General features: G+C 38.9%; 9 protein-coding genes. All 9 read right to left on the reverse strand.

The annotated features are described in order from the left end of the window. Nucleotides 1–16 precede the first annotated feature (16 nt). Nucleotides 17–2,821, reverse strand: coding sequence for a triple tyrosine motif-containing protein (locus ESZ48_RS06140; RefSeq protein WP_223266370.1), 2,805 nt, complete (start codon nucleotides 2,819–2,821; stop codon nucleotides 17–19). A 182-nt stretch (nucleotides 2,822–3,003) separates the two neighbouring features. Next, nucleotides 3,004–4,860, reverse strand: coding sequence for a family 43 glycosylhydrolase (locus tag ESZ48_RS06145; protein ID WP_223266371.1), 1,857 nt, complete (start codon nucleotides 4,858–4,860; stop codon nucleotides 3,004–3,006). Nucleotides 4,861–4,872: 12 nt separating this feature from the next. Continuing rightward, nucleotides 4,873–6,540: a sulfatase family protein gene (locus ESZ48_RS06150; protein WP_129016442.1), complete on the reverse strand. Its 1,668-nt coding sequence runs from the start codon at nucleotides 6,538–6,540 to the stop codon at nucleotides 4,873–4,875. Next, the gene (locus tag ESZ48_RS06155) at nucleotides 6,537–7,424 is read right to left on the reverse strand and encodes an alpha/beta hydrolase (RefSeq protein ID WP_129016443.1); all 888 of its coding nucleotides are present in this window, start codon (nucleotides 7,422–7,424) and stop codon (nucleotides 6,537–6,539) included. Before ESZ48_RS06155 ends, ESZ48_RS06150 begins: the two co-directional genes overlap by 4 nt. Nucleotides 7,425–7,428: 4 nt before the next feature. Next, nucleotides 7,429–10,059: a glycoside hydrolase family 2 TIM barrel-domain containing protein gene (locus ESZ48_RS06160; RefSeq protein ID WP_129016444.1), complete on the reverse strand. Its 2,631-nt coding sequence runs from the start codon at nucleotides 10,057–10,059 to the stop codon at nucleotides 7,429–7,431. 7 nt (nucleotides 10,060–10,066) lie between these two features. Then, entirely contained in the window at nucleotides 10,067–12,301 is a 2,235-nt protein-coding gene (gene bglX, locus ESZ48_RS06165; RefSeq protein WP_129016445.1) for a beta-glucosidase BglX, read from the reverse strand. 84 nt (nucleotides 12,302–12,385) lie between these two features. Then, nucleotides 12,386–14,659 carry a beta-glucosidase BglX gene (gene bglX, locus ESZ48_RS06170; RefSeq protein WP_223266380.1) on the reverse strand — a complete coding sequence of 758 codons (2,274 nt, stop codon included), beginning with the start codon at nucleotides 14,657–14,659 and terminating at the stop codon, nucleotides 12,386–12,388. Between the two features lie 38 nt (nucleotides 14,660–14,697). Beyond that, the gene (locus ESZ48_RS06175) at nucleotides 14,698–15,492 is read right to left on the reverse strand and encodes a carboxylesterase family protein (RefSeq protein WP_129016447.1); all 795 of its coding nucleotides are present in this window, start codon (nucleotides 15,490–15,492) and stop codon (nucleotides 14,698–14,700) included. Between the two features lie 45 nt (nucleotides 15,493–15,537). Then, a complete protein-coding gene (locus ESZ48_RS06180) occupies nucleotides 15,538–16,905 on the reverse strand; it encodes a glucoamylase family protein (RefSeq protein ID WP_129016448.1) in 1,368 nt (455 codons plus the stop codon).

Genomic DNA, 16,905 nt, shown 5'->3' on the forward strand with positions numbered 1-16,905 from the left:
TTGAGATGTAGTAGGCCTATAATTCTAAGATGTAATTTGTTAAGCTCGTTTCATGGGGTAAATCCATCTTTTTACGTAATCTATATCTTTTCACCTCTACACTTCTATGGGAAATATTTAATAAAGGTGCTATTTCCTTAGAAGAAAGGTTAAGTCTTAAATAGGCACATAGTTTAAGATCGTCTGGGGTTAATTTAGGGTGTTTGCTTTTTACCTTTTTAAAGAAATCCTTATCTGCATTGTTGAAAGCTTCTTGAAAAAACTTCCAATCGTCTGTAGTGTTTATATTCTTGTCAATAATCTTGATGACTGGCTTTACACTATTCTGATTATCGGTACTCTTTAGTTCTTCCTTAATTTGATTCAAAAATTCATTCTTTTTGATTAGGCTCATTGTTGATATTGCCAATTCTCTATTTTTGTTTTCTATATCCTGTTTTAGCCTTTCATTTTTAAGTTGCATCAATTCCTGTTCGATTTCAAGTTCCTTTAATTCGAAGTCGCGTTTATTTTTCAACATCAACGCTTCTTTTTGCTTTTTATAATACCGTTTATACAAATAATGGATCATAACACCCAAAGTGATAACAGTTAATAAATAAATAACAACCATTAAGTTAGAAAGGTACCAGGGCTTGGCAATTTCAAATTGGTAAACCGCCTCATTATCGGATAAATTATTCCCCACTTTTGAACGTACCTTAAAAGTATATTGACCATAGGGTAGATTTTTAAAAAGTACCGAAGGCTCTGAAGTCCATGAACTCCATTCGTCATAATACCCAATGAGTTTATACTGATATTCTGCTTGTAAATACTTATAAAATTCGGCAACACTATAGGTAAATTGAAGGTTGTTTTCATTATTACCAAAATTGGATGGTTTGGTAATGTCTACAGAAAACGCTTCGCCATTGATCGCATAATTAGAGATGGAGTTAATTGCAATATCATAGGATTTAAGGTCTATTTTATTGATATCAATAATAATATAACCTGAAGAGGTACCAAAAAGATAGGTGCCGTCTGACAGAAAAGAAATCGTTTCATAACCTGTCATGTCTTTCCTTAAAGATTTTGGCAGCGGAATTCTTGTTATGACAGGTTTCTCACTAAATTTTCCGGGAGAAACATAGGAGATATTTTTATCTGAAAAACTCCATAGTCTATCATGCTGAACATCTGAAATTAATTTGCCGGAGGTATATTCTCCTACTGGAAAAACGCTACTCAATAAACTATCTTTCTCAAATTGCTTTTTCTGTTTGTCGTATACAAATACCCCTTTTTCATAGGCATATAGGACTTTATCCAAATAGGTGGTCAAACTTGAACCAAAACCTTTCTCAACAGAAGCATCTTTAACAACCGACTGTACCTCAGTCCAATCTGCATTGGATGAAATTGCAAAAACGCCTTTGTATTCATGGCTTACTAAGAATGTGTGAGCGTCCACGATAGCGAAATGCTTGGATGAAATATTGAAGCCTTCCAATTTATTCTTATATGACCATTGTCCGTTTTGCAGTTGTAGAAAATGGAGGCCACTATAATTACCCTGAATAACAAGGTTTTCGTTATCAAGAAATGGTTGTACGTCCCAGGTTCCTGGAATTGATGCTATCAATTGTGCCTGATCACCTTTCACGACAAAAGTTCCTAAATTATGACCACAAAAGAGCGTATCTCCAATTCCTTTTAAACTCCATACCTGCCCTTTTGTGCCTTCAATAAATTTAAAACGATCGTTTGAAGCCATTGCTTTATAAAAAAGTCCTTGGTTAGTGCCTAAGTATAAATTCCCATCAAAAAGTGTGGATGTATAGACCGTCCCCAAATCGCCATTCCTATCATTATAAATGCTCAACGCCGATTTTATGTTGATGTAGTTAATCCCGTTGTCCAGAGCCAGCCAAATATTATTGTTACTATCTTCAAATAGGCCCAATACTGTATTGTTTGAAAGTCCGTCTACCTGATCAATCGTATAAGAGATCTCCCCCGAATGGGTTAAATAAACCATTCCATTGGAGATGGTTCCCAATATAAAATCACCATTTTCAAGCATGATACTATTATACACGCTTAAGCTGTCAATCATTTTTTTGGCTGGTATGTCCCATTCAAAGAGCTGCCCATCTTTCCATTTATAAAATCCCTGTTCTTGGGTTTCAATCAACAGATCGCCATCATAATTGAACATATTAACAATAATATTTGTTAAAAAAATTGGATTGTCAATCCATAGCACCGATTGCCCACTTTCAATTTTATAAATGCCTTCTCCAAAAACTTGATAATAGACGGTATCCTCTACTCTGAAAACTTTGGTAATGGTACTCTGCGTATCAATTATTTTATAACTGCGATTATTTAAATCATAAATATAAATCCTATTTAAGGACTGAAAGAGCACATAGTGATCCATGGATAAAATGTTCCAGAACTGCTCATCTTCAATAAGTGGCACTTCCAATTCATCAGAAATTGAGGTATAGTCCAAGCTACCGAAAGCATTACGTTTCCAATAGCCAAAGTTCATATAGCACCCTGTAAAGATCAGGTCATCAATGACGTTTACCGACCGCATAATGGATTGGTTTGGTGTAGGATACAATTGCCATTCCGCCCCATTAAACTCAAGAAGGCCTTTGTTATTTGCTACATAAATAAACTGGTCATCCGACTGGGAAATACTCCAATTTTGGTTTTCAGCTCCATATTGCTGTGCCTGATATGTCGTGATGGGAGGCAACTCTTGTGCTATCAACAGTGTTGAAAATAAGAGTTGTATGTATAAAATGATGATTTTAATTTTCAAAATTGAAGCTTTGCGTGGTGTGATCGACAATATAAGTTGAAATTACAAATTCCAAACTATAATGCAAAGGTTTTCAGTTTGGCTTGGGATTTCTTCCATATATCTATATAAAAGTACAGACACAATGCAAAAAAAATTAAAACGCCCAATAAAAGAAGCTACCTTCCTAGCAGATGTCATGGTTATTCAATAAAAACAATCTCACTACGCTCAGAAATTCCATTTTCATTAAATGTTTCTACCTGCAAATAATACGATTGATCTGTAGTCAACGCTCTCAATTCATAATCAGGATGGTCATACATCATGGCATTAAGATTCAGTTTGTCTTTTTCAATGCCCCAATAAATCACATAACCCGTGGCATCTTTAACCGCATCCCAAGATAAGTTGGCGTTGCGTCTATCCTTTTGCCTGGCCACTTTAAAATTGGAAGGTGTTTGAGGTTTTGCCTCTTTTCCTTTACCAAAAATACGCAACTCTGAAATGGCCAAATACTTGTTGGTACAGAAGACGTGATTATAACGGATATAACGTGCTTCGACCGAGTTTTTAAGTTCGATATAGGCATGTGGAATATCTCTTGTGTTTTTTGAATAGTCCACAACAACCTCCCAATTTTGGCCATCCAAAGACGATTCGATGAGGAATTGCTGTTTGATGTCATCAGGTCTTCCAAAAATTACGCTGTTAAAATCCTGAAAATTTATTTGAAGCGCGCTCACATCCATCGGTTTTAATAAATCCATCTCAATATAAATGGAATCATTGTTGCTCTCAGAAACCCAGTAACTTCGGATCTCTTCATCATTGATCTTATTGATATTGAAATCCTTGATCTGTTCTTGCATATAACCGTCTTCACTTTCATCAACCACATTGATTTCCTTTTCGACCAAAGGTGAATTAGTCTTAACTGGTTTTTTATAGGACAATAACATCCAGCCTGTAAATCGTTCTTTATGGTTTTCCACCTTTGTATCAGGTAGGTAGTGCGGATAATCGCCATAAGCCGTATTGACATACATTTGGCCATTCTCTTCAAATCCTGCAGGATACATCCCCAAACGTCTTTCAAATTTAAAATTCACGGAAATAGCCATTGTTGAATAATGCCAATAATTTCCGTTGTTATCCTTAACTGTGCTCCCGTGACCAGAGCCTTTCAAAAAGCCGCCCGGTTTATAGGAAATAGGATTATAAGGTGCGTATTCAAAAGGTCCAAGCGGATTCTTACTGGTATAAACACCGTCAGCATAGACGTTCCACTGGGTTCCTGGAGCGCCGTATTCGAGATAATAGGTACCGTTGTGCTTCATCATCCAAGGACCTTCGATAAAAGGTTTTAAATCTGATCTATGATCCTGCCCAAAACGCTCCCATCCATGTTTCTCTGGATTTAGATTGAATAGATCAACTTGTTCCCCCAAAGGGATATAATAGTTTTCAGGATCTAACTCAATGCCACGGATTGGCCATTTGTTGGAGGACTCTTCATACAGATAGACTTTCCCATCATCGTCCACAAAAAGATCAGGATCTTGGGTACCATGTGGCATATTGATTACTGCGTAGTTGGTTTTCCAATCGCCCAGTTCAGGATTGTCAGTTTCTATAACTGCTCCTCTACCAGATGGATCTCCCAATACGATCACCTTACCATCCTTAACTGCTGCGGCTGGTGCATTGGAGCCATTAAAATACCAACTCTGGGGTTTTATAAATTTCCAATTGCTCATATCATCAGAAGCCCAATAACCGTGGGAGCGCGTGACAAACATATAAAAGCGTCCCTTAAAATTCACAACGGCAGGATCCGCTCCAGAACGGTAGGAGACGTTATTCCTAGCGCGATAATGCGACATATAGGAATAATCAATATCTATAGGGTTACAATAGGTTGTAAAATTGTTTTTTTTTTGTTCAAAGGTATGCTCGGTTTGGGTTTCCTCCACAGTCATTTTATCATCTGTGCTTTCCTTACACGCTACATGTGCGACTATCGCAAAGCAAATACTGAATGTTTTAAAGGTATTCATGATTTATAGATTTTAGTGTTTGTAAGCTTCCATAGGTTGCCCTCTCAAGCGCTCAAAATTTTTATAGTTTCGTTGGATGGCTTCCGGACTTGCTTTTTCAAATTCTTTATCCGTTACTAGGTATTTCTCTTGTAATGCGCCAAGTTTTAAACGTAACTCCCTTTCGATATCATCATAAGAATCATCATCAATGAGATTATTTATTTCTTTAGGATCTGTCTTCAAATCATATAATTCCCATTGATCGATATCATCATATACATGGATTAATTTGTAACGTTTGGTGCGCACGCCATACATTTTTTTGACCATGTGAAATGCCGGGAAATCGTAATAATGATAGTAAATGGCATCTCTAAAAACGTCATCATTGGTCTGTTTTGTCACTAAAGGTCTCAAGGATTTTCCTTGCATATCGGAAGGAATCTCTGCTTCGGCAAAATCCAAAAAGGTTTCGGCAAAATCGAGATTTTGGGTCAAGGCCGTAACTTTCGTACCAGGTTTAATCACTGCCGGATATCTCATGACCATAGGCATCGCCAACGATTCTTCATACATAAAACGTTTGTCAAACCAGCCTTTTTCACCTAAATAAAAACCTTGGTCGGTGGTGTAAATGATGATAGTATTTTTCTCCAATCCGTTGGCTTTTAAATACTCCAGAATCTTTCCTACACCTTCATCAACCGATGCAATGGTTGCCAGATAATCCTGCAAGTAGCGTTGTGCTTTCCAAAGTGCCAGTTCTTCGTCGTTATAATTGGCATCGTGCATGGCATCATTTTTTGGACCATAAGCTTTGTCCCAAACGTCACGTTGCGCGGTGGTCATTCGGTCAAAATCTGTAGTCCATGGATTGTGTGCCAATTCGTTAGTGCCTTTGGCCAAGGTCATTTTAAGGTCGTGACCTTCATACATGTCCCTATAAATGGTTTGATATTGCTCTTTAGAAGCGATAGAACCTTCATGGTCGGTAAAATAAGTGTCAGGCAACGGGAATTTGACCTCATCATATTTGTTCAAATGCCTGAGCGCAGGCATCCAATTGCGATGTGGTGCTTTGTGCTGTACCATTAAGAGGAAGGGCTGTTTTCCGTCTTTTACTTTATCCAGATATTTTAAGGCATCTTCGGTAATAATATCCGTAGCGTACCCTTCAATTCTTGTGGTATCTACTTTTTGGGTGGTTTCGTTTATGGCGATAAAATCCGGGTTGTAATAATTGCCTTGGTCGGTCAAAATATTCCAATGGTCAAAACCTTGAGGATTTCCGTGCAGATGCCATTTTCCAATAAGTGCGGTATTGTATCCTGCTTTTTGTAACATCTTGGGGAAGGTGGGCTGGTCGCCATCAAATCGGTTACCATTCATTCTAAACCCATTGATGTGGCTGTGTTTTCCGGTAAGAATTACGGCACGGCTAGGTCCACAGATGGAATTGGTACAGAAATTATTCATAAAAATAGCACCTTCTTCCGCGATACGATCAATATTGGGAGTGGGTGCCAATTTACCGATAGGATGTCCATAAGCACTAATGGCTTTCGTAGCATGATCATCGGCCATGATATAGATAATGTTTGGTCTTTTTTCTGATAAGGTTCCAAATTCGTTTTTGGATTTTGTCTTACACGATTGAATAGCGACAACGATCAATATATACCATCCTAACTTTTTCATGTCTTTTTAATTATTCTTACAGTTTGTATGACTTCTCTTTTAAAGATGGTTTTATTAAAAAACTCAAAAACATCATCCAATTGGTCAAAAGGGATATTTGACAGTTCATGTTTTCCTCCAATCACTTTATAGAAATAATAGGGCATTTCCAATTCTACCAATTTATCTACTATGGTTGAGGAGCCATCCAATATGATGTAGCCTTTCTTTTCCGGTTTACAAAGATGATGTGCCGCACTCGCAAAAGGCACTAAATTATCCGCAGTGCCATGAAAAAACACCGAAGGCAGTGCATTTCCTTTAGATACATAATCAGCATTGACCATGGCTCCCGCCAAAGAAAAGACACCTGCGAATTTAATTTTCTCATAATTTTTTAAATTATCGATGAAATATTCGCGCATGTATACGGCGTTGAGCATCCCTTCTGCGCCAGCACTACTCCCACCTGCGATAATCTTAGTAGTATCCGCACCCAATAAATCTTTATTTTCATAAATAAATTTTGCTGCATCAAGAAAGTCGATTGCTGCATTTTTAAAGGTCAGCAGTTTATCAGCTCTGGGACAATCGCAGCCAAAACCGGTCAATTGACCTTTTCGTGTCAATCGATAGGAAATGGAAATACCTAAATAACCTTTTTCTGCTGCCAGTTCCGCCAATCTTACTTCACTCGGATAACTTTTACTTCCACCAACAAATCCACCGCCATGCATCCATAACAAGACTGGAACGGAATCATTTTTCTTTATTTTCTTTGGCGTATAGACGTCCATTTTTAGGGTGTCCAGTCCTTTAATGGCATACGTATAAGTAGTGACCGTTGCTTGGGAAAATCCAAAACTGAAACTTAATAGGAATAGGGATAAGGTTATTTTCTTCATTTTTTTAATCTTTCTTTTCAATCAAAACGCCACTAAGGACGGTTTTTCCTTCAATGGGTTTGAGGTTTATGCTTAAGCCTTCGTTGTTTCTAATGTTTACAATATTTGTTAGAGTAACGCCATATTTATCCGGAAATGTTTTTGCCAAATCAAAGTGACTTTCAACTAAGATATCATTTAAAAACACATCAAAAACTCGTTGCTTTTTTGTGTCTTGGTTGGATAAAGCCTTTTCGGCGGTTAAATTAAAAACCATCTCAATGTTACTTTTTATTTGTGGCTCTACAAAATATAAAGTGATTTGGTATTTGCCATTTGGTACATCTACTTTGTAGATTGTACATCCTTCAAGCATCGTTTGAAAAATCCCTTCTTTTTTTGTGTTTTTAATATTATTGGGAATGCCTTGATTCTTGTCTTTAGTAATGTTATATGGTGTTCCGTCGAAATGCCCGTAAAGATTTTCAGAATATTTTCTATCCGGAACGAAGGTCACGTTATTCTCCTGATCATAAAAGCTGAAATGTGATCCAAGGTTGATTCCAAATCTTTTGAAATGCGCTGTTTTCAAATTATCAGATTTGAATACTTGAAGTGTTTTGGTCTCTTCTTGTGAATCTGAGGCTACTTTCAATTCATTTTCACCATTTATGAAAGGAATATCCGCTTTAGCCAATCCGTTTATAAATGTAATGGCATCAACCAATTCGCCATTCAAAAAAACTTCTGCCTTCTTTTCATTTGAAAAAATCGATACGGTACGCTTGTCTTCATCAATTAAATTCAAAGGCTGCTCCGCATTTAGAGCGATATGAATAAATGGCTCTTTAGTGTTCAAAACAGCTTTGTACCAATAATAAATAGCCTTTGGCTCACGATTGTATTGCACCAATCCTTTTTGATTGACATGCGGAATGGTTTCGCCCCGAAATTCTGAACCAAAATCCGCAAAATTCCAAGCGGTCATGCCTACAACAAAGTCGCGCGCCATGACTTGATCATAATAGCTTTTATGCAGGATCAATTGATATTCTTGGGTATAATCGTACTTTTTGGGGGTGGTACTCGATATATTGACATCAGCACCAGGACCATATTCTGAAATCATGATAGAGCGGTTTGGGAAACGTTGGTGTTGATCATCCAAAAATATGCCCAAATCAGGAATGGTGTCATTATACCATCCAAAGTAAAGATTCCATCCAATGAGCATGGACAAATCAGCGATTTTAGTGTCGTTATAGACTTCATTGAAGTGCAATGCCATTACCGTCAATCGATTCGGTGCCATTTTTCTGGTGAAATCCTCCAATTTTTTCGCAAGTTCATAGCTATAAATTTTAGCATCTTCTTTTTCTTGGTCAGTAGATTTATTATCGAAAACCAAGCGTAGAAAAATTTCATTCATATACCCAAACATTACCACTGAAGGAAAATTATAGTATTGTTTGAGATGTTCTTCCTGCATGGTCATGCTGGTTTCAAAAAATTCAGGCGTGTTGGTCACTTTATTGACAACTGGGATTTCTGACCACACCAGAAGTCCAAGTTCATCGCATAATTTATAGAGTTCCTGAGCTTGTGGATAATGTGCAAAACGAATCACGTTGGCACCCATGTTTTTTATCAAATGGATGTCCTTTTCCTGAAGTTGCATCGGTACGGCACTTCCATAACCTTCATAATCCTGATGACGGTTAACGCCAATTATTTTGTAAGGCTCTCCGTTAAGGAAAAAGCCTTTATTTGGATTGACACTTACCCAACGAAAAGCAATATTTGATGACTTCTCATCTAAAATAGTTCCATTCTTATCTTTTAAAAAAATCTGCAAATGATAGAGATTTGGACGTTCTGGTGACCATAAATTTGGATTACGGATTTCGGGGGAATGTATCTTGAGTTTTTCGGTGGTTTTGGCGTTGATTTCAACTTTTCTAATTTCAGTTTGAATGATTTTTCCATCAGCATCTGCAATGCTTACTTCGAGTATATTTGAAGCCGATTTCACATCAAAATTATCCAATAGAACAGACACTTCTACACTGGCCTTTTCTTTGGAAACATTGGGGTAATCTACATAAAAGCCTTCGGATGCAAAATCATTTAAGGCGAGATGTTGTTTTGGAAGTGCAATCCATTCCACATCTCTATAAATACCGCCATATATTGTAAAATCGATGTCCAAGGGTGGGATATTCGCATTATACGAATTGTCAACCTTTACTTCAATTAGGTTGTAAGCTCCAAATTTTAAAAACTCCGTAATATTAAAATTAAAGGCCGTATAACCACCTTTGTGATTGCCAGCGAAACTACCATTTACATAGACATTAGCTTCTTGGTTGACACCTTTAAAACGGAGATAATGAATTAATCCTTTTTTCTCGATGGGAACATATACTTGTTTTTGATAAAAACCCAAACCTCTAAAATATCCGCCCTCGTCATCAAAAGCATCGTCTTTATTCCAAGTGTGCGGGATGTTTACCGTTTCCCACTTGGTTTTGGTAGTATCCAAGGTGAATTGCCACCCAGAATTTATGATGGTTTTTTGGGCAATCAATTGAGAAGAAAAAGCCACACAAAACAGGATCAGCAAATTTCTTATAGAATGGTTTTGGTACTTCATCATTTGGCAATTAATTGGTTAACGTAAATGTGTTCTTAAATTTAAATTCAGAACTTGGTGCAATGGCAATTTCAAATTCGCCTGCCTCAGCAGCAAATTCTGTATAATTGTAAAATTTCAAATCTTCAGCCGATAGTTTAAACGTCACGGTTTTACTCTCTCCTTTTTTAAGAAAGATCTTTTGGAAACCTTTTAGCTCCTTCACTGGTCTCGTAAGACTTCCTACCTTATCATGAATGTAAAGTTGGACGACTTCATGGCCGTCATAATTCCCCGTATTGGTAATGCTTACGGTTGCAGTAAGCGTGTCATTAAATCCGATATTTGCGGACGACAGCGTAAGTTCAGAATATTGAAATGTGGTATAGCTCAGCCCGTATCCGAAAACGAATAATGGGGTATTTGGAGAATCTATATAATTAGATTTATAATCTTGCTTTGGATTGGATTCTGGGATGGGACGCCCTGTGTTTTTCATATTGTAATAAATTGGAATCTGGCCAACATTACGCGGAAACGTCACTGTCAATTTCGCCGATGGGTTATAAACCCCAAACAGTACATCTGCAACGCCACTGCCTCCCATGGTTCCAGGATACCAAGCTTCCAAAATGGCATCCACCTGTCCTATTTCTTCAGAAAGGTCCAAAGGCCTTCCGTTCATTAAAAGCAATACCATCTTTTTATTGGGTACTGCTTCTCTAATTTTCTTAATCAGTTTTGGTTGGATGCCGGGGATTCTAATATCGGTTCGTGATGCTGCTTCGCCGCTCATATGGTAACTTTCGCCCATAACAAGAAGCACAACATCTGCTTTTTTCGCAACCTCAATGGCCTCTTGAAAGCCGCTTTCGTCATCTTTTTCAATATCGCACCCTTTAGCATAAAAAATTTGACTGTCCTTTAAATATTCTTGAAGACCTTCGTAAATACTCATCGACTTCCCTTTTCTATCGCCAGCTGCACCCCAATTCCCGTTGATATGATATTCATCTTTTGCCAAAGGGCCGATCAAAGCAATGGTAGCCAACTTGTCCAATGGTAAGGCGTTCCCATCATTTTTCAACAATACCGAAGAAGCTGCCGCAGCGTTGCGGGCGGTTTTCAAAAATTCGGGTTTATAGATGGTTTCTTGTTGGCGTTTTTCGTCAGAATAGCGATAAGGATCCTCAAACAATCCCAATTTGAACTTTGCTGATAAAATTTTTCGACAGGATTCATTGACCAAGTCCTCATTAATCGCTCCGTCTTCAATTAATTGCTTTAAATGTTTACGGTACACATGTCCCATCATATCCATGTCAGTACCCGCAAGCATTGCTAAACGTGCAGCATCGATACTGTCCTTTGCGAAACCATGAGGAATCAATTCATTTATGGCCGTATAATCGGACACGACAAAGCCTTTAAAATCCCATTCATTGCGAAGAATGTCACGAAAAATGAATTTATTTCCGGTTGCAGGAACACCGTTCAACTCATTAAAAGCAGTCATAAAGGTTTCCACTCCAGCGTCAACAGCTGCTTTAAACGGCGGTAAATAGACATTGCGCAATTCATCTTCTCCCATACTGACCGTATGATAATCACGACCAGCTTGTGCAGCACCATAACCGACAAAATGCTTGGCACAGGCAAGAATGGTATTATTTTTTGACAAATCATCACCCTGAAAACCTTTGACATAAGACTTTGCCAAGATACTGGTCAGATAAACGTCCTCCCCGGCACCTTCTGAAATCCTGCCCCAACGCGGATCTCGCGCAATGTCCACCATTGGGGCAAAAGTCCAGTGCAATCCTTCTGCCGAAGCTTCTTCAGCAGCAATGCGTGATGTGAGTTCTACAAGATCAGGATCCCAACTGCCAGACAAAGCGAGATTGATTGGGAAAATTGTGCGGTGGCCATGAATCACATCATAACCAAACAACAACGGAATGCCCAATCGCGTGTTTTCTACAGCAATTCTCTGTAGATCACGCGTGGCTTTAGCGGTATACACATTCAACATGGCACCTACGCTACCTTCCCTGATGTATTTTTCGAAATCAGTTTTGACGAAGGGACCTGTTTTGGCCCAACCACCACCATACATAACAGTCTGACCTATTTTTTCTTCCAAGGTCATTAGATTCATCAATGAATCTATTTTGGCCTCGTATTTGGATGGTGCATCTTGAGCACTTAAAGAACAAAAAGATCCAAAAACCATAAGACTTATTATTAAAAAATGACGTGTTCTCATAGGTTCTGATATTTATTCAATGTTAACGTTAACTTGATTAGACCTCACAGGTTATAAAGTCCTATGAGGTCTCTCTGGTTCACCTTAATTTTTCAACTCAAATTCGGCTTTCATAGTCGTGTCAGAATTCGTGCCCACAAAGACATGAAACTGTCCTGGCTCTGCGACAAAATCCAGATCGGAATTATAGAATTTCAAATCTTCAACGGTCAATTTAAAAGTGACGGTTTTAGTTTCGCCTTTTTTGATGTCAACTTTTTGAAACCGTTTTAACTCCTTGACCGGGCGCGTCACGGACCCCACCACATCTCTGATGTACAGTTGAACGACTTCCTTCCCGTCATAATTCCCAGAATTCTTCACATCTACGGAAACATCAAGAGTACCATTACTATCAATTTGATTGGTGCTCAATTTTAAATTTGAATAGTCAAAGGTGGTATAGCTCAACCCATATCCAAAAGGAAACAATGGCTCATTGCGGACATCTAAATAATTGGATCGGAATTTTTCAAAAACGCCATCTTTATTGTTTAATGGACGTCCGGTGTTTTTATGATTGTAATAAATAGGAATCTGTCCCACATTGCGTGGAAAAGTCGCGGTTAATTTTCCTGAAGGATTGACATCACCAAACAAGACATCAGAAATTGCCAAACCAGCTTCACTTCCCGGAAACCATACATTCAAAATGGCCGGAACGGTTTTAACTTCTTCTTCGATGGTTAATGGACGACCGGTAAACATGACCAAAACCACAGGCTTTCCTGTTTTTAAAAGCGCTTGCAACAGATCTTTTTGAATTTGTGGAATGTCCAGATTGGTACGGCTACTGCTTTCGCCACTCATTTCAGCCGACTCGCCCAAAGCCGCGATAATCACATCCGATTTGGAGGCGATTTCCAAAGCTTCATCAAGCATTTGCTTGTCTGTACGTCCGTCACGAGGAATATCTTTTCCAAACATGGTCACCCGTTTTTCATACTCCAAATCTTCAGCAAGGTTACTCCCTTTGGCATATAGAATTTTGGCTTTATTACCGACCACCGTTTTTAAACCTTCCAACAACGGAATGGATTTTTCTTGTTTTGTAGCCACACTCCATGTACCTGCCATATTCACTGCAGTATTGGCCAAAGGACCAACTAATGCAATAGTTCCAGATTTTTTTATGGGTAAGGTTTGATGGTCGTTTTTCATTAAGACCATCGATTCCGCAGATACTTTTCTTGCGAATGCACGGTGATCATCCGTAAAGATTTCTGTCTTTGCTCTGTTTACGTCACAGTATTTATAGGGATCATCAAACAGACCCAATTGATATTTCGCAGTAAGCATGCGTTTCACAGCGGTATCAATTGTTTCCATTGAAACTTTACCCTCGTTGAACGATTTTTCTAAGGTGGTCAACAAGCCTTCGCCAACCATATCCATGTCAATTCCAGCGTTTATTGCCATGGCTGAAACGGTCTGAAAGTCGCCCATGCCGTGATCAACCATTTCATTGATGCCGGTATAATCGGTAACGACAAAGCCGTCAAATCCCCAATCTGTGCGCAGCAAATCGGTCATCAACCATTTATTACCCGTAGCAGGAATGCCATCAATTTCATTAAAAGAGGCCATTACGGAACCTACGCCAGCATCAATCGCTGCTTTATATGGAGGCAAGAAATCATTGTACATTTTGATGCGGCTCATATCGACTGTGTTATAGTCGCGTCCCGCTTCTGAAGCACCATATAATGCGAAATGTTTCACACAGGCCATAAGAGTATTGTTATCGGTCAAATCTGTGCCCTGATACCCTTTAACCATGGCTATGGCAATTTGGCTCCCCAAGTAGACATCTTCTCCTGAACCCTCAGAAACACGTCCCCAACGGGCATCTCGAGACAGATCGACCATAGGCGAAAAGGTCCAGTTGATCCCATCGGCACTTGCTTCAATGGCTGCAATACGTGCTGTTTTTTCAATCATGGGCATATCCCAAGAACTGGATAATCCAAGCGGAATCGGGAATGTAGTTTCATAACCATGAATGACATCCATTCCGAATAACAACGGAATTTTCAATCGGCTTTTTTCCATGGCCACTTTTTGGACCTCTTTGATTTTTTGGACCGTTTTGATGTTGAATAACCCGCCTACTTTGCCTTCTTCAATTTTTTTACCGATGTCGGAACTTGTGGCTTGGCCCGTTGTGATATCCCCAGCGGATGGCAAGTTGAGCTGTCCCAATTTCTCATCTAAAGTCATCAGTTGAAGAATGGAATCAACTTTCTGTTCAATGGATTTTTGAGGTTTAACTTGTGTTTGCGCCTGATAGGAATTGCAGGATAACAAACAGAAGATCATTGTGCTATAAAAAACGGCGTTGAAGGATTGTAATTTCATTATTTAGATTTTGAATTAGAAAATAACCAAGGGATCAGTTTAGGTTCTGCAAAGGCCGAATCCCAACTGTTGTGATTGTCTTTGGCAAAAAGCGAAAAATTAGGCTTTCCTCCATATTTTAAAATACCGGAAACCATGGCCACAGATTCTTGCGGACCGACCACATCATCATTGGCCCCGTGGAAAATCCACATCGGGACGGTTTTGGCATAAATTTCCGTAGCTTCAGGGTTTCCTGCCCCACAGATGGCGAACGCCGCAGCGAAAACTTCAGGTTTTCTGTATAGGATTTCGAAAGTTCCCATGCCTCCCATAGAAAGACCTCCAATATATATTTGATCTTTTTTGACATACGGTTTGCTCAGCATGTCGTCCAATAATTTCATGACCAATCCCATGGATTTGGTGGGACCTTTATCCATAGGGAAGTTTAAACTAATCGGTTTTGTGGTTCTATCAATTGTAGCATTTGCCCAATAATCATCTTGTGGACATTGTGGAAAAATGACAATAGCAGGAAAAGAATCTCTCATTTTATAGAACAATTCACTACCATGGGACAATTGTCTGGCATTGTCACGACCTCTTTCACCTGCACCATGAAGAAATAGCACCACTGGAAATTGATTGGACGACTCAAAGTTTTTTGGCATCAACACACGATAGTTTAAGGTGTCATTCCCCGAAACAAATTGTTTCTGTAAATACAGTTCTTCATGTTGCGCCGATATCTTTGAAGAATATAAAAGAAGCAGCACAACGATAACTATTGTATTTTTAAAATTTAATCTCATTTATTTAATAATTTAAGTCCTTCAAAAAGTTAAACACTTTAGTTGTTAATAGGTAAACCCTAGTTTGTCAAGTCCGTTTTTTACGTCTTCATTCTGCATGAATAAATTCCACAGCAAACCTGTTCTGTGATTTTCAATCATGATGATTTGCGGACCTTGATCAATGGCCAAATAAGCCTGAGCAACCCAAAAATTAAATTCAGGGCTGAACGCATCGTAAAATCCAGCCTTTCCCAATAATTGATCTTTTTTCTGATAGAAATAATGCATGGCACGCAAGGATTCCGTCGGCGTATAAGCAATAGAACTTATGGCCGCCGTAGGTGAAATAACACCTTTATCGTTAACGGGACTATGTGCCGAATAGCCTAAAGATCCGTCTGTGTTTCTGGAATAACTTGCCGTTAAGCCCCAACACTCCATCCCGTAACCTTCAAAGTTTTGCGGATTTTGCACCGCATATTGATAGTTGATTTTAGCATGGTTGGTTACCACATCTTTATAATTGGCATACTGGTCCACTAAATTTGTAGGATTCAAACCTAAAAATGAATAGTGGCTAAAGAACATTGGACCTCCAAATTGAGGAGAACCCGCATGTTTTAAAATCAGTGGAATGCCATATTGTACATTTGACGATTCAATAGTGCTGTTGCTTGCCCAACCTTGGGTATAAACTTCAGGAGAAATGGAGTAATCTGGTGAAGCGGCGCCCATAACATAGGTCACCAAGCTTTCATTATAGCCTTGTATTTTTAGATCCATGGCAAAAGCATGGTTCGGACTCCAATGCCAGTATAATACGTTTTCATTTTGTGTGTACCAATCCCATTCCACTCCTTTCCAGAGTGCGTCTGCTTTATTTGCTAATTCCATCTCTGCTGGTGATCCGTTTTTAAAATATTCTTTGATACAGATTAGGCCTTGGACCACAAAAGAGGTTTCTACCAAGTCGCCACCATTGTCCTGGTTGCTGAACGGGATGGTGCTTCCATTAGTTCCATTGATCCAATGTGGCCATGCTCCGTGGAAACGGTCGGCGTTTTCTAAAAACGTTAAAAGCGTTTGCAATCTTCCCACAGCTTCTGCTCTGGAGACATAGCCTCTTTCAATACCCACCAAAATGGACATCAAACCAAAACCTGTACCTCCTGAAGTCACCACATGTTGGTCTTGGGTCGGATTGCTAGGAATATAACGTTCTCTCGCCGCTTTGGAATTGGGCTCTGCAAAATCCCAAAAGTATTTGAAGGTTTCGCGTTGCACCAAATCCATCATTTCCAAATCGGTCAACGGATCAATAAGTACCGGTCCATCATCAACAGGATCTGGATTAAAGGGTTCTGAAGGTGAGTTTTTGGAACAGGCAAAAGCTATAAAGACGATGAGTAGAAAGCCGTATATTTTTTTCAT

The organism is Gelidibacter gilvus (assembly GCF_004115975.1).
In the GTDB taxonomy this organism is placed as follows: domain Bacteria; phylum Bacteroidota; class Bacteroidia; order Flavobacteriales; family Flavobacteriaceae; genus Gelidibacter; species Gelidibacter gilvus.